Here is a 20644-nt window from a genome sequence, read left to right on the forward strand (position 1 = left end):
TCGCTGCTGCGGGCTCGGGCGGCGTCGCTGCGGTCGGCTCGGTCGGCGTCGCTGCTGCGGGCTCGGGCGGCGTCGCTGCTGCGGGCTCGGGCGGCGTTGCTGCGGCGGTCGGCTCGGTCGGCGTTGCTGCGGCGGTCGGCTCGGTCGGCGTCGCTGCGGTCGGCTCGATCGGCGCTTGGGCGACGACGGCCGCTGCATCGACCTCGGCATCGATCGTCGCCGCCACCTCGGCGGCCTCGGCCGCATCCGCCGACGGAGTCGCTGTCGTGTCGGTGGCCGTCGTGTCAGTAGCCGTCGCGGTCTTGGGCGGCTCGAGCAGCGACTTGACGGCGCCCTTCACCGGGTTCTTGGGCAGCGTGGCGGCCTTCTTGATGGCCGCGGCCGTCTGACGGACCTCGGTGGTGGGCTCGTCGAACCCCTTGCGGACCTCCTCTTGGAAGCCGCTGCTGAGCTTGCGCAGCTCGGCCCACGTCTTGCCGGCCTTGCGCATGGCTTCGGGCAGCTTGTCGGGTCCGAGCACCACCAGAGCGAGGAGCAGGATCACGACGATCTCGCTCCCGGACAGGTTGAACACGTCGCGCAGTCTACGACGGACCTCCCGCCCGCCGCCCGCCCCACGATCTGGGCACCGATCGTGTCATTCGGCGATCCGGACACCGTTTGTGCCAGATCTGCGACGATCGGTGCCCAGATCGGGGGTAGTGGCTCATGCCGGCCGGGAGAGGGCACGCTCCCACCGGACGACGGCCCCGTTGATCACCGACACGACCCACTTCGGGCGGTCGACGAGCGCCCGCCATGTGATCCGCAGCACGATGTATCCCGCGGCCGCCAGCTCAGCGTCGCGTCGTCGATCCTTCTCGAACGACTCCCGGCGACCGTGAATGGAGAACCCGTCGCACTCCACGACGATCGGGGTGCCGGTGACGTGGAAATCGACCTCCTTGCCGATGATCACGGCGTGGAACTCCATCGGCGGCAACCCGTAGCGGCGGCGGAGCCGGTTCATGCGCTTCTCCAGTTCGCTGTCGCGCAGCTTCCCGTCGATCGTCCAGTCCCGAAGCGCCGCCCGGAATGCGACGATGCCGTGGCGCCCCTGACGCGAGTGCGAGCACACGGCTCGGTCGAGAGCGCCGGCGCTGGCGAGGCTGTTGGTGAGCACGTGGCCGACCGCTGGGTTCACGCCTGGCTCGTCCACGGCGCCGAGATCACACAGCGTTCGCAGGATGTTCGTGCAGGGGATGTCGTGGCGATGGCTGGGCCTCAGATCACCCTGATCCCGCGGGCGATGGATCTCCACCCCGTGGAGTTGGGCCGATGACCGCCGCCCGCGTCCGGGGAGGATGACGTCGAATGGATCGCCGGTCGGCCTCGGAACGCCCCACAGCCATGCCGCACTTCGATGAGACGCCATCGCTCCCGGGCCGGCGGCGAGGACGGCGGCATGACAGCGCTGGAGCGAGGAATCCACCGACCCGGCGAGGCGAGCGACGCCTGGGTAGACGAGGACGAGGTCGTGAGCCCGCACGGCTCGATAGAAGGTGCTTCGCGACAGGCCGGCGTCGACGAACGCGTCGAGCGTGACGAGCGCGTGATGCCGGCTGGCAAACGTGTCGATGAGGTGAAGCTTCATGCCTCCCCGGAGCGCGCGTGCGGGAGCGAAACGGACAAGATTTCTGGGTCCCGCCGACGAGGACGGCGCTGCCCGCATCGATCTGGACACCGTCTGTGCCATCCGTGCGACGATCGGTGCCCAGATCGGCGAATGCCACGATCGGTGCCCGGATCGGCGGGCCGGTACGGTGTGGAGTCGTGGTGCAACAGCGGCTGCCATCGTTGCTTCCCGAACCGATCGGCTTCGGGCACCGTGGCGCCCGGGCCCACGCCCGGGAGAACACCCTCGACGCCTTCGCCCTGGGCCTCAAGCTCGGGGCCACCGGCCTGGAGAGCGACGTGTGGGTCACGGCCGATGGCGTGGCCGTGCTCGACCACGACGGCATGGTGAAGCGAGGCCTGCGCAAGCGCCCGATCACCGAGATGCGGCGCGACGAGCTTCCCGAGCACATCCCGTCGCTGGGCGAGCTCGTCGACCGCTGCGGGAGCGGCTACCACCTGTCGCTCGACCTCAAGCAGCCGGGCATCGGGCCCCGTGTCATCGACACCGTCCGGGAGGCCGCGCCCGACCTTCTCCCCCGGCTCTGGCTGTGTCATCCCGGCGTCGGCGAGCTCGTCGAGCTCCGGCCCCTCGACGACGACGTCAAGCTCGTCAACTCAACCCGCCTCAACCGCCTGGAGCACGGGCCGGAACGGCGAGCCGCCAACCTCGCCGAGCTCGGCATCGACGCCGTCAACATGCACCACACCGACTGGAACGGCGGCCTGGTCACGCTCTTCCACCGCTTCGAGCGCATCGCCTTCGCGTGGGACCTGCAGTTCGAGCACCTGCTGCGCCCGCTGATCCGGATGGGCATCGACGGCGTGTTCAGCGATCACGTCGACGTCATGGTCGACGCCATCGCCGCCGAACCGCCCGACCCCACCCCCGTCCGCTTCTGACCAACCATCCGAGTGTCGAACGCCCCGACGGGGGTCCCCCAACACTCCGGCGCGCTTCAGCACTCGGATGGGTCAGTCGCCCACCGCGCGGATGGAAACCCGTCGCGAGCCGACCAACACGCAGGCCTATTCCCCAAACGCGCAGTTGGAGACCGGTCGCGAGACGACCAACGAGCGGGGCGCCGAAGGGGGTGGCTCGGAGGGGGATTCCCCCTCCGATGCGGCGATCAGCGCAGCTTGCTGCGCCGCCGCCTCTTTCAACTCTTCAGTGCGAGCGAAGCGAGCTCAATCAACCCTCGCCGCAACGGAGCGAGCGAGCGCAGCGAGCGATGCGGAGTGAGGACGAACCTACAACCAGCGCCAGTTGCTGGTGGGCCAGAACACGACGAACGCCCGGCCGACGAGATCGTCCTCGTCGATGGCCCCGAGGGCACGCGAGTCCTGCGACTCGGGGCGGTTGTCGCCCATGACGAAGACGTGACCGTCCTCCACCAGCGTCGGAGCGATCTCCGGCCCGCAGTTGCCCGGCGTGACCACCGTGTCGTCGAGGTAGGGCTCCTCGAGCACGACGCCGTCGATGGTCACGACGCAGTTGCGCATGGCGATCGTCTCACCGGGCAGGGCGATGACGCGCTTGATCAGGTCGCGATTCGTGCCCTCGCCGTTGACGGCGCGCTGGTGCAGGACCACCACGTCACCCCGTCGGGGATCGTGGAGCCGATACGAGAGCTTGTTGACGAAGACCCGGTCGCCGTCGTGGAGCGTGTAGTCCATCGAGTGGCCGTCGACCACGAAGTGAGCGAGCACGTACGTGCGCACCACGAAGGCGACGATGAGGGCGATGCCGACGACGACGATCCAGTCGATCAGCCCCCGGGCCCGGCGCTTGCGGCGCCGTGACGCCGCAGCCGCCTCGGTCTCCTCGTCGTCGAACTCGCCGCCATCCTCGTCGATCACCGTCGGTGCCGCCTCGGCGTCGGCGAGCTCGAGCGGGTAGGCAGAGGTGGGGTCCGCTCCGGCCGCGGGTGGTTGCGGCGGTTCGAAAGGATCAGTCATGAGGCGTGTGGTTCCTACAGCGAATCGATCAGCTTCTCGACCCGTTCGTCGCGGCTCTTGAAGGGATCCTTGCAGAGCACCGTCCGCTGCGCCTGGTCATTCAGCTTGAGATGCACCCAGTCAACCGTGTAATCCCGCTTGCGCTCTTTCGCCTTGCGAACGAACTCGCCGCGGAGGCGGGCCCGCGTGGTCTGCGGCGGCTGCTCGACGGCGTTCTCGATGTCGGCGTCGGTGCACATCCGCTCCACGAAGCCTTTGGCCTGCATCTTGTAGAACGGGCTGCGCGGCCGGCAGACGTCGTGGTACTGCAAGTCGAGGAGCTGGACTCGCGGGTGGCCGAACGGGAGGCCGTGACGCTCGCGGAACGCTTCGAGCAGCTTGTACTTGATGACCCAGTCGACCTCGCGGTCGAGCTTCATCGGGTCGTTCTCGATGGTCGAGATGCAGTGCTCCCACATCTCGAGCGCCCGCTGCTCGAGCGGAGGCAGCCCCCGGGTCTCGGCGTAGCGCAGTGCCCGGTCGAGGTACTCGCGCTGGATGTCGAGGGCGCTCACCTCACGGCCGTTGGCCAGGCGGACCAGGCGGCGACAAGTGGTGTCGTGGCTGATCTCGCGGATCGCCCGGATCGGGTTCTCGAGCGTCATGTCCCGCAGCACCACCCGGCGGTCCTCGAGCATCCGCAGCATGACGGCTGCCGCGCCGACCTTCACGAACGTCGTGTACTCGCTCATGTTGGAGTCGCCGACGATGACGTGGAGGCGCCGGTAGCGCTCGGCGTCGGCGTGCGGCTCGTCGCGGGTGTTGATGATCGGCCGGCTGCGCGTGGTGGCCGACGAGACGCCCTCCCAGATGTGCTCGGCCCGCTGGGCGATCGAGTAGGACGCGCCGCGGGCGGTGTGGAGCACCTTGCCGGCGCCGGTGTAGATCTGCCGGCTGACGAAGAACGGGATGAGCACCTCGGCGTAGTGGGCGATGTCGTCGGAACGCCGGGTGAGGTAGTTCTCGTGGCAGCCGTAGCTGTTGCCCGCCGAGTCGGTGTTGTTCTTGAACAGGTACACCGTGCCACGGATGGCCTCTTCGGCGAGGCGCTCCTCGGCCGACGACACGAGGCCCTCGAGGATTCGCTCGCCGGCCTTGTCGTGGACGACGAGGTCGTAGAGCGAGTCGCACTCGGGCGTTGCGTACTCGGGGTGGGAGCCGACGTCGAGGTACAGGCGGGCGCCGTTCTGCAGGAAGACGTTGGAGCTGCGCCCCCACGACACGACCCGGCGGAACAGGTAGCGGGCCACCTCGTCGGGGCTCAGTCGACGCTGGCCCCGGAGCGTGCACGTGACCCCGTACTCGTTCTCGAGTCCGTAGATCCGGCGCTCCATACCGCGTCACGCTACCCCGGCCGGAGTCACTCGGCGGTGCACGGCGGCGAAGCTCAGGTACGGCCGCGAAACCGCAGCGTGTCGCCGGGGCGCCGGCGCACCACCTTGGCGAGCTGGTCGTCGTCGACGACGGCGATCACCGGGTAGCCGCCGGTCGTCGGATGGTCGGCGAGCATGACGATCGGCTGGCCGCTCGGCGGCACCTGAATGGCGCCGGTGACGAGCCCTTCGCTCGGCAGTTCGCGGCCGATCGTCGCCTCGGTGCGATCGAGGATCGGGCCGATGAGGCGCACGCCGACGCGTGACAGGTCGCTGGAGACGGTCCACTCGGCGCCGAGCAGCGTGGCGATCGCCTCGTCGGTGAACCAGTCGGCTCGCGGCCCGATCGTGACGTCGACGACGGGGTCGAGCGGGGCGGGCGGGGCCAGCTCGCCGACGGGTGTGCGCGGGTCGGGCCCGACGGCGACCCGGTCGCCGACCCGTAGCGGCGGAGGTCCGAGCTGGGAGAGGCTGTCCCAGCTCCGTGAGCCGAGCCGGGCGGGAACCGAGACGCCACCGCGAACGGCGAGCGTCGCCCACGTCTCCCCCGGGCCGGGGTCCACTTGCAGCGTCGCCCCGGAGGGCAGCGTGGTCACGGCCCCGGACGCCGAGTCGGCCACGACCACCGCGGCCAACACGTCGAACACGAGGCCGCCGAGCGTCTCGATCACCGCGGCGCCGTCCGGGTTGCCGACGAGGCGATTGAGTCGGCGTCGTTGCGCCTCGTCGACCGCGCCCGCCCGGGGAACGCCCAGGTGAGCGAGTCCGGACCGTCCGCCGTCCTGGACGGTGGAGCGCCAGCCCGCCGCGGCGACGGCGAGCACGGAGGCGGCGTCCTCGCGATGGTCCCGTCGGCGGGTGGGAGGACGCTGCGGGGTCGTCGGGAGGACGTCCACGGCGCGGAACCGCACCGCCGCGCCGGGCGGCACGAGCGCCGGCTGCGGATGGTCGGCATCCCACAACACGGCGGTCGTCCGGCCGAGCAGGTGCCAGCCACCCGGCGAGGCCGTCGGGTACACCGCAGCGAACGCACCGGCGATGGCAACCGAGCCGGCGGTGACCGAGGTGCGGGGAACCGAACGGCGGGGCAGGACGAGCGAGGGGTCGAGGCCTTCGAGGTACGAGAAGCCCGGAGAGAAGCCGCAGAACCGGCAGCGGTAGATGGTCGCGGTGTGGCGACGGACCACCTCGTCCACCGTCAGCCTCGACGCCGTCGCCACCGCCTCGAGGTCCGGGCCGTCGTACACGACCTCGATGTCGACCACCGCTGCGGCCTCAGCCGGCGGTTCCACCGGGGTGACGGCGAGCGAGGCGACCAGGGCCTCGACCTCGGCCAGATCGGCCCGATCGTGGACGGTGACCAGCACCGTCTCGGCGGCCGGCACGACCTCGGCGATCCGCTCGTCGTCCAGCGCCCGGATGGCGATGGCGAGGTCGAGCGGAGAGCTGGACGGCGCGATGAGCAGCGCCGCGTGGCCATATCGCCGCACCTCCATGAGGTCGACACTACGGCCAGGGTCGACTGGACCAGCGTGATCGGTCAGTCGGCGAACGGGTAGATGCCGACGCCGGCCGCTTCGAGCGCGGCGCGTGCCGCGGCGACCAGCGAGACGGCGTCGACGGTGTCGCCGTGGACGCACAGCGACCGTGCGTGCACCGAGATGACGGTCCCGTCGATCGTCTCGACCTCGCGGTCGACGGCGAGGCGTACCGCCCGTGCGGCGATCACGTGGAGGTCGGTGACGACCGCCCCGCTCTCGGATCGATCCACCAGGCGGCCGTCAGGGCGGTACGCCCGGTCGATGAACGCCTCGGGAACGGGCTCCAACCCGGCCGCCTCGGCCGCGGCGAGCAGCGCCGAGCCGGGTGCGCCCAGGATCGCCAGTGACGGGTCGTACTCGGCGGCCGCGGCGACGACCGCTGCGGCGTGGGTCTCGTCGTCGATGGTGGCGTGGTAGAGCGCCCCGTGCGGCTTGAGGTAGGCCACCTCGCTGCCCCCGACCTGGGCGAAGGCGTCGAGGGCCCCCAGCTGATAGAGCACGGCGTCACGCAGCTCGGCGTGGCTCATGGCGAGGAACCGCCGGCCGAACCCGATGAGGTCGGGGTAGCTCACCTGGGCCCCGATCTTCACCCCGTGCGAGACCGCCGTGGTGCACACCGTGCGCAGCGTCGACGGGTCGCCGCCGTGGAAGCCGCACGCCACGTTGGCACTGGTGACGAGGCGCAGGATGCTCTCGTCGTCACCGATCGTCCACGCGCCGTAGGACTCCCCCACGTCGCTGTTGAGATCGATCGCCATTACCGCGTTCCGTTCAAGCGATTCGCTGAAGCTCGGTGGCCACGCAGGCCGCCGCGCCGGCAACCCGACAAGCCGGCTCGGCTGAAGCCTCGGCGGCTAGCGCTCCGGTCGCCTGCCCGCTCGAACGTCGGGACGCTCGCTGCGCTCGCTGACATGGGTCATTCCTACGGCGTGAGGAGGGCGGCGAGGGCGTCGTCGTCGATCCGGCGGAAGCAGCGCCGCGCCTCGCCGCGGGCCAACACGGCGACCTCGAGCTCGGCGACCGGGATGGTGCGGTCGGGCCCGGCGAGGGCGGCGACTCCGGCCCGCACGGCCACGCCCAGCTCGAGCGTGTCGAACGCTGCGTCGCCGAGCGTCTCAGTGAGCCGGGTGGCGATGGCCGACGTGTCCCCACCGAGCACGGTGTGATCGCGCTCGTCCACCACGGTGCCGTCGTAGTTGATGTGGAACAGCTGGTCGCCCTCACTGGTGAGACCGACCTCGGCGACGAGGATCTCGACCTCCATCGGCTTCATCTCGTGCGTGAAGATCTGGCCGAGGATCTGGGCGTACTGGTTGGCGAGGCTGCGGGCGTCGACGTCGTCCCGGCTGTACTGGAAGCCCTTGAGGTCGGCCGCACGGACACCGGCGACGCGCAGCTGGTCGAACTCGTTGTAACGGCCCACGCCGGCAAAGGCGATCCGGTCGTAGATCTCCGAGATCTTGCGCAGCGTGGACGACGAGTTCTCGGCGACCATCGCGATACCGTCGGCGTAGCGGACGGCGACGAGGGCGCGACCGCGGGCGATGCCCTTGCGGGCGTAGTCGGCCCGGTCCTTCATCACCTGTTCCGGCGCGACGTAGAACGGCATGCTCATGAACGGTCACTCCTCGCGGTCAAGGCGAGGGAGGAGCTTGCTCCGACCGAGGCGTTCAAGCGGCCTGCGTGGCCGGGGAACGCAGTGAGAGGCATGCTCACGAGAGGCGCTCCTTGATGGTCGCGGCCATCGTTTCGTAGCGGGCGGCGAGGTCGGCGTCGGACACCCGTGTGAAGCCGTCGGCCGTGATGACGGCGACGACCGGGTAGATGCCGCGGAGGGCGTCGGGGCCCCCGGTCGCCGAGTCGGCGTCGGCGGCCTCCCACAGCGCCCGGCAGACGAGCTCGACGGCCGCGTCCTGGGTCATGTCGGGGGTCCAGCCGAGCTTCACCACCGTGCCGGCGTGAAGGCTGCCCGAACCGGTGGCGACGAAGTTCTTCTCCTCGTAGCGACCGCCGGTGACGTCGAAGTCCCACACGCGTCCGGTCTGGCGACGCAGGTCGTAGCCGCCGAAGATCGGCACGACGGCCAGGCCCGACATCGCCGCCGGCAGGTTGCCGCGGATCATCGCCGAGAGCTGGTTGGCCTTGCCCTCGAGGCTGAGGTGGGTGCCCTCGACCTTCTCGTAGTGCTCGAGCTGGAGGGCGAACAGGCGCATCATCTCCATCGCCGGACCGGCGGCGCCGGCGATGGCGACGGCGCTGTAGCGATCGGCTTCGAGCACCTTCTCCATCGAGCGGTGGCTGATGAGGTTCCCCGCCGTGGCGCGGCGGTCGCCGGCCATCACCACGCCGTCGGCGAAGCGCACGGCGACACACGTGGTGGCGTGGGGGACGGAGCCGGCCGCCGACACATCGCCGGCGGGCGCCAACGGACTGAGTCCGACGCGGCGGAGCAGTTCGGGAAAACTCGAGCCGGGGTCATCCCCGGCCCGGAAATGGGGCATCGTCATGGTGACTGCAGCGTAGGCGGGCGCACCGTCAGTGGCGCGCCCTCATGCCGCTTACTCGCCGCCCTTTTGCACGTACGACTTGACGAAGTCCTCGGCGTTGGTCTCGAGGACGCCGTCGATCTCGTCGAGGAGATCGTCGAGCTCGGCCTTGAGCTTCTCGCCGGCTTCGCTGGTCGCCGGCGCGGTTTCGGCGACCTCGGTGGATTCTTCGGTCCGCCCGGTCGACTTGGACTTCTGCGTGCGTTCGGCCATGGCCGCCACCTCCATTTCCTACGAGCCCAGGCGGGCGAGCAGCTCGGCCGCGGTGGTGCTCTCGTCGATCAACTTAGCCACGTGCTCTGCGGTTCCGCGCAGCGGCTCCATCATCGGAACCCGGCTGAGTGGCTCGCGTCCGGCGTCGAACACCATCGAGTCCCAGTTGGCGGCGACGATGGCGTCGGCGTACTTGTCGAGACAGCGACCCCGGAAGTAGGCCCGGGTCGTGGTGGGCGGGGCGGTCATCGATGCGATCGCGTCGTCGGGGTCGATGATCGTCTCCAGCCCGGCGCGGCGGGCGAGGCTGCGGTCGGGTCGCAGGTCGTGATACTGCAGGTCGATCGCCTTCAGACGGGCGTCGCCGACGGACAGGTCGTGGCGGGCGGCGTAGCCCTCGACGAGGCGGCGCTTGGCCACCCAGTCGACCCACGGCGCGACCGACTCGGGATCGGACTCCAGCCCGGTGAGGACCTGTTCCCATCGCGTCAGCACGTCGCGGCCGACGTCGGCACCGACGCTGTCGAGCCCGTGGTGCTGCTCGTATTTCTTGGCCGCTTCGAAGAGCCCCCACTGCACCTCGATCGCCGTCGCCCGGCGGCCGTCGGCCAGCATGATGGTCGCCGTCAGCGACGGATCGTGGCTCACCTGGCGGATCGCCGGCACGGGGTGGGCCAGCAGCCACTCGTCGCCGAGAACGTCGTCCTCGATCATCGACAGCACGATCTGCGTGGTACCCACCTTGAGGTAGGTGGCAACCTCGGCCATGTTGGCGTCGCCGACGATGACATGCAGTCGTCGGTACTTCTGGGCGTCGGCGTGAGGCTCGTCGCGCGTGTTGACGATGGGCCGCTTCAGCGTGGTCTCGAGCCCGATCTCCTCCTCGAAGAAGTCGGCCCGCTGGCTGAGCTGGAACGGCACGGCGTCGTGGTCGGTGCCGGGCATCTCGATGCCGACCTTGCCGGCGCCGCAGAACACCTGGCGCGTGACGAAGTGGGGCGTGATCTGGCTGGCGAGTCGCCCGAACGGTGTCTGCCGGGCGAGCAGGTAGTTCTCGTGGCAGCCGTAGCTGTTGCCCTTGCCGTCGGAGTTGTTCTTGTAGACGACGATCTCGCTGCCGCGCGTGGTGGCGGTGCCCTGCACCAGTTGCGCGTTGGCCGCGTCGACCGACACCCGGATGATCTCCTCGGCGGCACGGTCGAAGCGCACGGCGTCGTAGGCCGTGGTGACCTCGGGGTTGGAGATCTCGGGATGGGCGTGATCGACGTAGTACCGGGCCCCGTTGGTGAGCACGGCGTTGACGAGCGACGTCTCCAGTTCGGGCACCATGACGTCGTCGAGGTTGAACCCACGGGCGTCGCTCCCCGGGCGCTCGTCGTTGAAGTCCCAGCCGGTGCGTTGCCGCCCCCGGTCGGTGATGCGGGCCATGTAGGCATTGATCAACAGCGACGAGGCCGAGACCGGGTTGGACTCTCCCCCGCGCACGATGATGCCGTACTCGGTCTCGATGCCACAGACCTTCGGCAGCGCCATACGCGGACGTTATCGGGGCCGGCGCACCGAACGTGGGCATAACCGACGCATCCGACGAGGCACCCGTCGTACTGTTCGGCCGTGTTCGCTGCTGCCGCCGTCGCCGTCCTCGTTGCCGTCGCACCTGTTTCCCTCCCCGAGCCCGTCGAGCCGTACCCCGACGTCACGACCGGGGTGCGTGACTCGGAGTGCATCGGCGGCCACTGGTACCTCGACACGGCCGATTACGCCGCTCAGGCCTTGGCGTTCCTCAACGGGCTGGGGATCCCGGTCGAAGCTCTCGCCTTCCAGGGCACCCAGCACATGGAGATCGACGTCGCCACCGGCGTCTGGTCGATCGACACGGCGCTCGTTGCGGAGGGGAGCGTGCTGGGAACTGCCTTCTCGGTGCCCTCGGCGTTCTCGGGCAACGGTGAGTGGGCGTGGTCGGCGAACCCCGGGTCCGACGAGCTCGCCGCAGGGTACGACCCGCAAGCTCCCGGCGAGAACTTCGTCACGATGGACCTCTGGCTCTGGGGTGTACCACCGGCCGAGGGCGAGACCGCTGTCGAGCTGCCGCCATTCCTCGACCCCGAGCAGCCCTTCCAGTCCGCGTGCGAGGGCGACACGCTGGCGGTGCGTGCCCCGGACGCTCCGCTGACCGGGAACTTCGTGCGCGGGGAGAGTCCCGAGACGCCGTCGTCGGCACCGTGACGAAACCCACCCGCTAACGGTGAGCCGCTTCGGCAGGACACCGCGGTCCTCGGTCGCACCTCGCCGTCAGAGGTACTGGCCGGTGGCGACCCGCTCGATGGCGCGCCCGCCGGCCGGATCGTCGGCGGCGCCCTCGTTCACCAGGGTGCGGATGAACACGATGCGCTCGCCCTTCTTGCCCGAGATCTTGGCCCAGTCGTCGGGGTTCGTCGTGTTCGGCAGGTCCTCGTGCTCCTTGTACTCCTGCTTGATCGACGCCAGGAGGTCGGCGGTGCACACGCCCTTGGGACCGCCGCTGATGACCCGCTTGATGGCCAGCTTCTTGGCCCGGCGGACGATGTTCTCGATCATCGCCCCCGACGAGAAGTCCTTGTAGTACAGGACTTCCTTGTCGCCGTTGGCGTAGGTGACCTCCAAGAAGCGGTTGGCCGTGTCCTCGCGGTACATCTCGGCGACCGTCGACGTGATCATCTCGGGCACCGACTCCGACTCAGCGATCGGGATCTCGTCGGTGAGGTAGCGCGAGAAGATCTGCGCCGCGGCCTCGCTGTTGGGGCGCTCGATCTTGATCTTCACGTCGAGGCGGCCGGGGCGCAGGATGGCCGGGTCGATGAGGTCCTCGCGGTTCGTCGCACCGATGACGATGACGTTGCGCAAGCCCTCGACGCCGTCGATCTCGGCGAGCAGCTGGGGGACGATGGTGGACTCCATGTCGGAGCTGACCCCGGTGCCCCGGGTACGGAACATCGAGTCCATCTCGTCGAAGAAGACGATGACGGGCCAGCCTTCCTCGCTCTTCTCACGGGCCCGCTGGAACACCAGGCGGATCTGCCGCTCGGTCTCGCCGACGTACTTGTTGAGCAGCTCTGGGCCCTTGATGTTGATGAAGTAGCTGCGGCCCTTCTCGTCGCCGGTGGCCGAGGCCACCTTCCGGGCGAGGCTGTTGGCCACCGCCTTGGCGATGAGCGTCTTGCCGCACCCGGGTGGCCCGTACAGGAGGATCCCCTTGGGCGCCGGCAGGCGGTGCTCGGCGAACAGCTCGGCGTAGAGGAACGGCAGCTCGACGGCGTCGGCGATCTGCTCGATCTGGTTGTCGAGACCGCCGATGTCCTCGTAGGAGATGTCGGGCACCTCCTCGAGGAGGAGATCCTCCACCTCAGGTCGAGGCAGCTTCTCGAGCAGCAGGTTCGAGCGGTGGTCGAGCCGCATCGTGTCGCCGGCGCGCAGGTGGATGCCGCGCACCCCGTCGGCCAGTTCGCAGATGCGCTCCTCGTCGGCCCGGCCCACCACCAGGGCCCGCACGCCGTCCTCGAGCACTTCTTTGATGGTGACCACCTCGCCGGTGACCTCGGCGGAACGGGCGAGCACGACGTTGAAGCTCTCGTTGAGGACGACCTCGGAGCCGATCTCGAGGGTCTCGAGGTCGATGTCGGGATGCGCCGACACCTTCATCTTGCGCCCGTTGGTGAGCACGTCGACGGTCTCGTCGTCGTTCTTGCCGACGACGACGCCGTACGCCGAAGGAGGCTGGGTGAGCTTGTCGACTTCGTCGCGCAGCGTGGCGATGTGGTCACGCGCCTCGCGCAGGGTGTAGGACAACTTCTCGTTTCGGGCAACCGCCTGCGACAGCTGGCCCTTGGTCTCGAGCAACCGCTCCTCGAGTGCACGCATGCGCTTGGGGGCGTCGGCGAGCCGGGCGCGAAGGTGATCGACCTCAGCCGTCAGTGCGGCGATTTGCTCCAGCGAATCCGCCACGAGTACCTCCTCGGGTCCGATACCTCAAGTCACGACCCTACACACGTGCCCCGACGACGCGGCGGCATGTTCGTCGGCGCCGCGTGCACAGGCCCGGCGACGAGGCGGAGTCAGGCGCCACACCCGGCCATCTATGTTTCCACGACCGTCACCGGGTAATCTCCAATTCATGAAGGTCTGGATCGACCAGGATCTGTGCACGGGTGACGGACTCTGCGAGGAGATCGCCCCGGACGTGTTCACGTTGCTCGACGACGGGCTCGCCTACGTCAAAGAAGGCGACAAGATCTACGCCACGGCCAAGGGCAATCCCCAGGGTGCCGAGGGTCTCGCCGAGATTCCCGACGGTCAGCTCGATGCAGTCATCGAGTCCGCCGAGGAATGCCCCGGCGAGTGCATCTTCATCGAAGCCTGACCAGCACCCTCGCCGCGCGCCGGCGTGGACCGGTCGCGAGCTGACCAACCCGCGGACGCCGTCGGGGGTTGCTCGAAGGGGGATTCCCCCTTCGATGCGGCGACGAGCGGAGCTTGCTCCGCCGCCGCTTCTTTCGATTCTTCGTGCGAGCGAAGCGAGCACCAAACAAACTCGCCGCAGGCGAGCGAGGAGCGAAGCGACGACGCTCGCCGAGGACGAAACTCAGCCGAGGTAGCGGGCGGCGGTGAGGAAGCCGGTGTGGGCGACCATGCGATGGTCGGGGCGGACGGCTTGGCCTTCGATGTGCCACCCGCGGTGCAACACCTCGAGGGTGCGGGCGTCGATCCACTTGCCCTTCAGGGCCTCGCGGGTCTGGGCGGCCTGGGTGATCGACGGCGTGTACGCCACGAGGATCCCACCCGGCACCAGCACCTTCTCGGCGTGCGGCGCCACCTGCCAAGGCTCCGGCAGGTCGAGCAGCACCCGGTCGAAGCCCACGCCGGCGTCGGCCGGGTCGATTCCCTCGTAGCTGTTGCGCAGCTTCACCTCGTAGCGCTCCAGCGCCGACTCGCCGAGGAACTCGGCGACGTTGCGCTGGGCGCGTGCCGCGAAGTCCTCACGCAGCTCGTAGCCGACGATCGACACGCCGTAGCGCAGCATCGTCATCGACAGGGCCCCCGAGCCGACCCCGGTCTCGAACACGCGCAGGCCGGGCGCGATGTCGGCGAGCATGCAGATCGGCGCCAGGTCCTTGGGATAGATCACCTGGGCGCCGCGGGGCATCTCGATCACGACGTCCTCGAGCGTCGGTCGCAGCACCGTGTACTCGCTGCCTCGCGTCGACCGAACGACGATTCCCTGGCGGCGCCCGACGATGTCGGCGTGGGGTACGAACCCGTTGTGGCTGTGGAACTCGCCGCCGTCCTTCAGCGTGACGAGATAGCGGCGCTTCTTCGAGTCCAGCAGGATGACCCGGTCGCCGTGCTGCAATTCGTTGCTCATCGTCTCCGGCCGTTCCGCTGCGTTCCCCGGCCACGCAGGCCGTGTGCTTGCACGTTGCTCATCGTCTCCGGCCGTTCCGCTGCGTTGTCACCAGTTCCACCGGGACCGGCTCGTGGGCGGCCGACTTCTCGACGATGCGGCAGAACGCACACACACGGGGGGCTCCGCCCTCCGTGGATCCCCCAGGGCCGGTCGACCCTCCCGCCGTCGTGGGGGCGCCACAACGCTCGCAGAGGCCCAGGCCCTCGACGACGGTCTGACGCGACTCGGCCAGGATCGGCGCCATGTTGTCGAGGAAGTTGAGGTAGAACGACGCCTTCGAGCCCGGCGAGCGGGCCTCGACGGCGTTGAGCGTCTCCTTGTACCCGAGGTGTCGGTTACCGGCCGCCATCGGGCACTCCTCCACCTGGTAGTCGATGCCCCGGACGATGCACCATGCGGCCATCTCCCGTTCGGTCAGGCGCACGAGCGGCTTCACCTTGCGGGGGAAGTGCTCGTCGCCGGGCAGCACCGGCAGCTGGCGAGCCAGATAGTCGATGTCCCAGCGCAGCGTGTTGCCGAACAGCACGGCGGCCTCGTCGTCGAGATTGTGCCCCGTGGCGACGACCGCGTACCCGCCGTCGTGCGCGGCGCGATCGAAGAGGTGGCGCTTCGACGTGCCACACGCCGAGCACGGCACCCGCCGGGTCGCCTTCGCCGCGGTCGGCACGTCGTAGCCGTACTCGTCGCGCAGGTCGATCGTGTGCAGCGTGAGGCCGCGCTCGTCGGCGAAGCGCTGCGCGTACCCGCCGCTCTCGTCGGAGTACTCGCCGATGCCGAGGCCGATATAGACGCCGTCGGCCTGGTAACCGAGGTCGACCAGGAGGTCCCAGACGGCGAGGCTGTCCTTGCCGCCGCTGACCGCGACGAGCACCCGCTCCCCCGGTTCCAGCATGCGGAAGTCCTTGATCGCCTTCTCCACCTGCCGGCGGCACAGCTGCTGGAGGTGCTCGCCGCAGAAGTTGGCGTTGTGGCGCGGCAGATCGATGATCGCCGGCGCCTTGCACACCTTGCACTTGCTCATTGCTGCTGCGTTCCCCGGCCACGCAGGCCGCTTGAACGGCTCAGTCGGAGCAAGCTCCTCCATCGCCTTGGCCCGGAGGACCATGGGACGCTCGCTGCGCTCACTGAACTCAGGACCGTCCGGGTGTCAGGTACTCCGGGACGCTCGCTGCGCTCGCTGTTGTGCGTCATGATCACTGCATACCGCCACTGATGACGGGGCGGATCTCGACGGTGTCGCCGTCGTCCAGCCGATCGTCTCCCGGAACGAGCGTGCCGTTGCGGATCACCAGGTGGGCCTCACGACTGAGGCCGAGCTCGTCGAGCAGGGCCGACACGGTGCGCGGACCGGAGATCTCGACGGTCCGCCGCGGGTTGCGCAGCAGGACGTTCACCTGCGGACTTTCCCCTTGCGGATGATTCGCTTGGGGTGCACGGTCTCGACGACCAGCGTCTGGTTGGGCTCGAGCTTCTCGACCGACAGGAGCTGGGGCTCCGAACCCATCAGCTTGCGAAGGAGGCGGCGGCCGTAGATGACGAAGAACACGACGCGCCACAGCCCGTCGTCGCCGAGCAGCCCCTTGTTGATGCTCTTGCGCCGGGCGTAGGCGGCCAGGGCCAGCATCCGGCCCCGGCGCCGGTAGCGGGCCATCGATCAGACCCGGCGGATCTCGACGAACGTGGTCTTGCGGCGACCCGAGCGACGACCGAAGAAGAACACCAGCAGCAGCAGCACGACCCCGGCGACGGTGGCGACCGTGACCAGGGTGTTCTTGCGGTCTTCCACCTTGCCCTTGAGCCCGGTCTGCACGGCCGCGAAGCCCTGCTCGAGATCGTCGCGGGTGATGGGGGCCGAGGAACCCTTGGACATCAGTGCTTCTCCCTACTGTTTGCCGGGCGGTCGGAGCCCGGCTTGACGATGCGCAGGTACGCCAGGGCGAGGAACGCCAGGCAGACGACGAGCACCATGACGTAGGCGAGCCACGAGAGCGACCCGCTGGCGGTGCGCTCGATCTCGGTCTGGAACAGGCGCAGCAGACCGAGCAGCACGAGCGAGCCGCCAAGCGCGGTCAGCAGGGCGCCCCCGATGCCGAAGCCGAGGAACTTCCCGGCCCCTTTGATGGGTTCGATCGTCTCCTGTTTGGCGTACGTCTTGACGAGATCGACCACCCCGCCGATGGACGGGTCGCTGAGCTCGGGACGGGCGCGCTTGTCGTCGGATCGGTTCGCCACGCCGACGTTTCTATCAGCTGGAGGGTGCAGAAGCGGCCGATCCCGACCCTGGAAAGCTCGTCACACCGGCTCGACGGCGATCTGGATGAACTGGTCGAGCGGCAGATGCGTGGCGATGAACGCCTGAACGTCGGCCGCGTCCACGCCCGGCAGTGCGTCGAACTTCTCGATGAAGTCGACGGCGTTGCCCTCGGGATCGAGCGCCCCGGCGAGCAGGGTCTCGATCACGGTCCCATTGTTGACGAACCGGTAGGCCTCGGCGATCTGGGCGGAGGCCTCGTCGAACTCGTCGGCCGTCGGGCCGGAGGCCGCCAGGTCGGCCAGCTCGGCGATGACGAGGCCGCCGACGGCCTCGATCCGATCGGGTGCACCGCTCACCTCGATCTCGGTCACGATCGTCGGCTCGGGATCGTTCCGTACGGTGATCGAGGCGTTCGGCGAGTAGGACTCGCCGAGCCGTTCGCGGATGACCTCGATGAGGCGGGCGTCGACCACCTGGGTCACGACGTCGAGCGTCGCCTCCAGGGAGGCGTCGGTGTCAGGCACCGGGCTGGTGAACAGCAGCGTGAGATTGGCCGTCTCGCCGGTCCCGGCGTGGACCACCTCGCGCACGACCCCGTCGGGTGGTGGAGTGTCGAGGTCGACCTCGGGCTCGGCCCCCGGCGACCCGGGCAGCGTGCCGATGTACCGGGCGGCCAGGTCGCGCAACACGGCGGGATCGAAGTCGCCGGCGAACGTGAAGACCCAGTCGCCGACGTCACCGAAGCGGTCTCGCCACACCCGTTCGACGCCGGCCAGATCGAGCGTGGCGAAGTCGGCGCCGGTGGGCACCACGTCGAAGCGCGGCTCGTCGCCGTAGCGGGCCGCGTGGAGGGCGTCCGAGCCGGCCGCGCCGGGAGACGTCGACACGTCGTCGACCACCGGTTGCATGCCCCGCTGCACCTGGGTGAGGGCCACGGGATCGAAGCGCGGCGCGGTGACGTAGAGGTGCACGAGTTGGAAGAGGGTCTCCAGGTCCGACGACGACGCCCGGCCGGCGAGGTTGTCGGTGTACGGGGTGAGCCAGGCGCTGATCCCCGCGCTGTGGCCGGCCAGGTAGGCCTCCAGCTCGTTCTGGCTGACGTCACCCACCCCGCTCGACATGACGACGTCGGCGGTCGAGAGGGCGTCGATGACATCCTCGTCGGCCACGAGTGACGTGCCGCCGAGACTGGCGGCGCCGAACCCCACCTCACCGACGACGATGTCGGTGGGCGCGGCGACGACGCGCGCACCGTTGGGGAAGACCAGCTCGAACGCCTCGTAGATGCCGGCGTCGCCGCCCGTGGCCTCGCCGTCCGACGTCGGTGCCACCGGCTCGGGCGCGATCATCAGGGCAGCCGGCGCCTCGGCCCCGGTGGCCCGCGGCTCGATCGGGCGCGAGGCGAGATCGTCGATCATCGCCAGCACGTCGGCCTCGGTCGGCATGTCCGCCTCGTACGCGGCCGGGCTGGAGATGATGACGTGCGGTGCGCTGTTGTCCCATCGGGCGCGGAAGCGCAGGTCGAGTGCCTCGGGAGTGATCGCGGCGAGCATGTCGGTGGCGGTGGCGTAGAACTCTGCGGTCGACGGCATCGCCGAGCCGATGAGGAAGTTGGCGACGTAATCGTCGGCGAAGACCTCGTCGGGGGTCGACTCCGCGCTGGCCGCCATCGAGTCGAACGAGGACTGCAGGCTCGCCCGGGCGACGTCCAGCTCCGTCTGGTCGAATCCGAAGCGGCTCGCTCGCTCGTACTCGTCGAGCAACGCCTGAAGGGTCTCGTCCACCCGGTCCGGCCCGGTGAACGCGTAGAGGGCCGGGGCGTCGAGCGAGTCGACGAACGAGTTCGTGCCCGGCACCACGTCGTCGAACGGCGCGCCGCCGGTCGACGCATCGGCCGAGAGCCGGCGGATGAGCGACTCGAAGATCATCGAATCGAGGATGTCGGCCCGCAGCCGGGCCGTTCCCGAACCCTCGAACGCGGGCAGCGGCAGGGTCACCTCGACGTCGACGCTCGTCTGATCGGGGTCGCTGTGGAGGGCGAAGGCGGGCTCGATGTCGATGCCGAAAGAGGTGTTCGGCGGCTTCGGGGCTTCCGGGGTGCGCGGCGTCGCGTCGGCGAAACGACCCTCGATGTCGGCGACGATCGCCTCCGCGTCGATGTCGCCCGTGACGACGATGGCCGCGTTGTCGGGTCGGTACCAGTCGTCGTAGTACTGGCGCAGCTCGGCGACCGGCACGGCCCCGATCGACTCCGCCGTCCCGATCGGGCTACGCCCTTCGTACGCGGTGCCGGCGAGGTAGAGGTCCTCGGCCACGTCGAACAGGCGCCCTCCGACATCTTGGGTGCTGCGGCGCCACTCGTCGGTCACGATGCCCCGTTCGGCCTCGACCTGGGCCGGGTCGAACGACGCCGCCGTCAGCCACTCGTGGAGCACGTCGAGCCCGATGTCCACCGACTCGTCGTCGTTCGGCACGCTCAGCATGTACACCGTCTCGTCGTAGGACGTGTAGGCGTTGATGTCGGCACCGAAGCGGGCGCCGAAGCGGCTGAGCACGTCGATCAGCTCGTTCTCGGGGTACCTGGCGGTGCCGTTGAAGAGCATGTGCTCGACGAAGTGGGCGACCCCGGAGTTGGGACCGGTCTCGTTCGCGGAACCGGCCCGGATCGCCAGGCGCAGCTCGGCCTTGCCGCCCGGTTGCTCGTTGTGACGGACGTAGTAGCGCAGCCCGTTGGGCAGCGTGCCCATGCGGACGTCGGGATCGTCGGGGATGGCTGCGTCGGCCGGATCGAGCAGACCGGGCAGGGCCACGTCGGCACGCGGGGCGGCATCGAGCGTCTGGTCGACCGGTGGTTCCGGTGGCGCGGTGGCCCCCGCAGTGGTCGCGCCGGCGGCGAGGACCGCCGCCACGATCGGGATCAGATGGCGGCCCAACCCACGTTGCATGCCGGAAAGGTACTGCTCGCCGGTCACTCGGCCGTCGGCGGGCCACCGAGGCGGAAGCGCAGGGCCGCCTCGAGGTCGTCGAAGACGCCGGCGAGCGTGGCGACGCGCGACGCAACCGTCGGCGCCTGGAGCACCTGGAAGCGGTCGGCGGCACCCAGCGGCACCGCCGTGGCGAGCTGATAGCCGGCGGCGACCACGTCGGTCGACAGCTGCAGTCGTGGCGCGACCTTGAGACCCGCACGCGGGTTGACCTGGGCGGCCAGGCCGCGGATCACCGGCACGCGCTCGGCGAGGGTGGCGAGCTGGGCGGCGATCTGCCCGAGGTCGTCGTCGCCCGGTCCCTTGTCGGGCCAGTCCTCCACGTCGGCGATCGGGTACGGATCGTCGGGCAGCCATTCGAGCACGCTGACGCGCCGGACGGCCGCTGCGACGATGTTGAAGCGGCCGGCGCCGAGCGGAGCGACGTTGCGCAACGAGACGACGGTGCCGATCGATGTCCGCTCGTCGCCACCTCCCACCTCGCTGCCCCGCTCGATGAGCACGATGGCGAACTCCGGGGCCCCGTCACCGGCGAGGCAGTCGAGCACGAGCCGGCGGTAGCGGGGCTCGAAGACGCGCAGCGGCATCATCTCGCCCGGCAGCACCACGTTGCCGAGGGGGAACATCGCCATCTTCATGGAG

At 69.5% G+C, this 20644-nt stretch carries 22 protein-coding genes; 3 read left to right on the forward strand and 19 right to left on the reverse strand.

Annotated features, from left to right (window positions below):
* Together DN771_RS11325 and DN771_RS11330 are read right to left on the reverse strand one after the other, a co-directional pair.
* On the reverse strand, positions 1–574 hold a 574-nt coding region (locus tag DN771_RS11325), incomplete at its 3' end, for a Sec-independent protein translocase subunit TatA/TatB (protein WP_116997494.1).
* Positions 575–706: 132 nt separating this feature from the next.
* Positions 707–1633, reverse strand: coding sequence for a type IV toxin-antitoxin system AbiEi family antitoxin domain-containing protein (locus DN771_RS11330; RefSeq protein WP_162941816.1), 927 nt, complete (start codon positions 1631–1633; stop codon positions 707–709).
* A 179-nt stretch (positions 1634–1812) separates the two neighbouring features.
* Here DN771_RS11330 and DN771_RS11335 point away from each other — a divergent pair, with 179 nt between their 5' ends.
* Positions 1813–2556: a glycerophosphodiester phosphodiesterase gene (locus DN771_RS11335; RefSeq protein ID WP_162941817.1), complete on the forward strand. Its 744-nt coding sequence runs from the start codon at positions 1813–1815 to the stop codon at positions 2554–2556.
* A 348-nt stretch (positions 2557–2904) separates the two neighbouring features.
* Here DN771_RS11335 and lepB read toward each other — a convergent pair whose 3' ends face one another.
* The 8 genes from lepB to dop all read right to left on the reverse strand — a co-directional run bounded on the left by lepB (position 2905) and on the right by dop (position 10857).
* Entirely contained in the window at positions 2905–3612 is a 708-nt protein-coding gene (gene lepB / locus DN771_RS11340) for a signal peptidase I (RefSeq protein WP_116997496.1), read from the reverse strand.
* Between the two features lie 14 nt (positions 3613–3626).
* Positions 3627–4985 (reverse strand): Pup--protein ligase, encoded by a 1359-nt coding sequence (gene pafA, locus DN771_RS11345; protein ID WP_116997497.1) that lies wholly within the window; start codon positions 4983–4985, stop codon positions 3627–3629.
* Positions 4986–5038: 53 nt separating this feature from the next.
* On the reverse strand, positions 5039–6520 hold the full coding sequence (locus DN771_RS11350) for a 5-oxoprolinase subunit B/C family protein (RefSeq protein WP_116997498.1): 1482 nt from the start codon (positions 6518–6520) through the stop codon (positions 5039–5041).
* 44 nt (positions 6521–6564) lie between these two features.
* The gene (locus DN771_RS11355; protein WP_116997499.1) at positions 6565–7323 is read right to left on the reverse strand and encodes a LamB/YcsF family protein; all 759 of its coding nucleotides are present in this window, start codon (positions 7321–7323) and stop codon (positions 6565–6567) included.
* A 164-nt stretch (positions 7324–7487) separates the two neighbouring features.
* A complete protein-coding gene (prcA, locus tag DN771_RS11360) occupies positions 7488–8180 on the reverse strand; it encodes a proteasome subunit alpha (protein WP_116997500.1) in 693 nt (230 codons plus the stop codon).
* A 97-nt stretch (positions 8181–8277) separates the two neighbouring features.
* A complete protein-coding gene (prcB, locus tag DN771_RS11365) occupies positions 8278–9072 on the reverse strand; it encodes a proteasome subunit beta (protein ID WP_116997501.1) in 795 nt (264 codons plus the stop codon).
* 51 nt (positions 9073–9123) lie between these two features.
* The gene (locus DN771_RS11370) at positions 9124–9324 is read right to left on the reverse strand and encodes a ubiquitin-like protein Pup (protein ID WP_116997709.1); all 201 of its coding nucleotides are present in this window, start codon (positions 9322–9324) and stop codon (positions 9124–9126) included.
* 18 nt (positions 9325–9342) lie between these two features.
* Positions 9343–10857, reverse strand: a complete 1515-nt coding sequence (gene dop / locus DN771_RS11375; protein ID WP_116997502.1) for a depupylase/deamidase Dop — start codon at positions 10855–10857, stop codon at positions 9343–9345.
* Between the two features lie 81 nt (positions 10858–10938).
* Here dop and DN771_RS11380 point away from each other — a divergent pair, with 81 nt between their 5' ends.
* Complete coding sequence (locus DN771_RS11380) at positions 10939–11550, forward strand: hypothetical protein (protein WP_116997503.1); 612 nt, start codon at positions 10939–10941, stop codon at positions 11548–11550.
* A gap of 66 nt (positions 11551–11616) precedes the next feature.
* On the opposite strand, the gene arc is transcribed toward DN771_RS11380, so the two are convergent.
* On the reverse strand, positions 11617–13305 hold the full coding sequence (gene arc / locus DN771_RS11385) for a proteasome ATPase (RefSeq protein ID WP_227462316.1): 1689 nt from the start codon (positions 13303–13305) through the stop codon (positions 11617–11619).
* Between the two features lie 169 nt (positions 13306–13474).
* On the opposite strand from arc, the gene DN771_RS11390 reads away from it, so the two are divergent.
* Positions 13475–13720: a ferredoxin gene (locus DN771_RS11390; protein ID WP_116997505.1), complete on the forward strand. Its 246-nt coding sequence runs from the start codon at positions 13475–13477 to the stop codon at positions 13718–13720.
* A 222-nt stretch (positions 13721–13942) separates the two neighbouring features.
* On the opposite strand, the gene DN771_RS11395 is transcribed toward DN771_RS11390, so the two are convergent.
* The 8 genes from DN771_RS11395 to DN771_RS11430 form a co-directional block, all read right to left on the reverse strand.
* The gene (locus DN771_RS11395; RefSeq protein ID WP_116997506.1) at positions 13943–14722 is read right to left on the reverse strand and encodes a tRNA (adenine-N1)-methyltransferase; all 780 of its coding nucleotides are present in this window, start codon (positions 14720–14722) and stop codon (positions 13943–13945) included.
* Between the two features lie 58 nt (positions 14723–14780).
* Complete coding sequence (locus DN771_RS11400) at positions 14781–15785, reverse strand: ATP-binding protein (RefSeq protein ID WP_116997507.1); 1005 nt, start codon at positions 15783–15785, stop codon at positions 14781–14783.
* A gap of 172 nt (positions 15786–15957) precedes the next feature.
* Complete coding sequence (locus DN771_RS11405) at positions 15958–16158, reverse strand: MoaD/ThiS family protein (RefSeq protein ID WP_116997508.1); 201 nt, start codon at positions 16156–16158, stop codon at positions 15958–15960.
* Positions 16155–16415, reverse strand: a complete 261-nt coding sequence (locus DN771_RS11410) for a hypothetical protein (RefSeq protein ID WP_162941819.1) — start codon at positions 16413–16415, stop codon at positions 16155–16157. Before DN771_RS11410 ends, DN771_RS11405 begins: the two co-directional genes overlap by 4 nt.
* 3 nt (positions 16416–16418) lie before the next feature.
* Complete coding sequence (locus tag DN771_RS11415; RefSeq protein ID WP_116997510.1) at positions 16419–16634, reverse strand: hypothetical protein; 216 nt, start codon at positions 16632–16634, stop codon at positions 16419–16421.
* Positions 16634–16996, reverse strand: coding sequence for a hypothetical protein (locus DN771_RS11420; RefSeq protein WP_116997511.1), 363 nt, complete (start codon positions 16994–16996; stop codon positions 16634–16636). Before DN771_RS11420 ends, DN771_RS11415 begins: the two co-directional genes overlap by 1 nt.
* Positions 16997–17056: 60 nt before the next feature.
* Positions 17057–19963, reverse strand: coding sequence for a M16 family metallopeptidase (locus DN771_RS11425; RefSeq protein ID WP_162941820.1), 2907 nt, complete (start codon positions 19961–19963; stop codon positions 17057–17059).
* Between the two features lie 23 nt (positions 19964–19986).
* Positions 19987–20640 carry an LON peptidase substrate-binding domain-containing protein gene (locus tag DN771_RS11430; protein WP_116997513.1) on the reverse strand — a complete coding sequence of 218 codons (654 nt, stop codon included), beginning with the start codon at positions 20638–20640 and terminating at the stop codon, positions 19987–19989.
* Positions 20641–20644: the final 4 nt, after the last annotated feature.

Origin of the sequence: Desertimonas flava, from assembly GCF_003426815.1 — a bacterium.
Lineage (GTDB): Bacteria > Actinomycetota > Acidimicrobiia > Acidimicrobiales > Ilumatobacteraceae > Desertimonas > Desertimonas flava.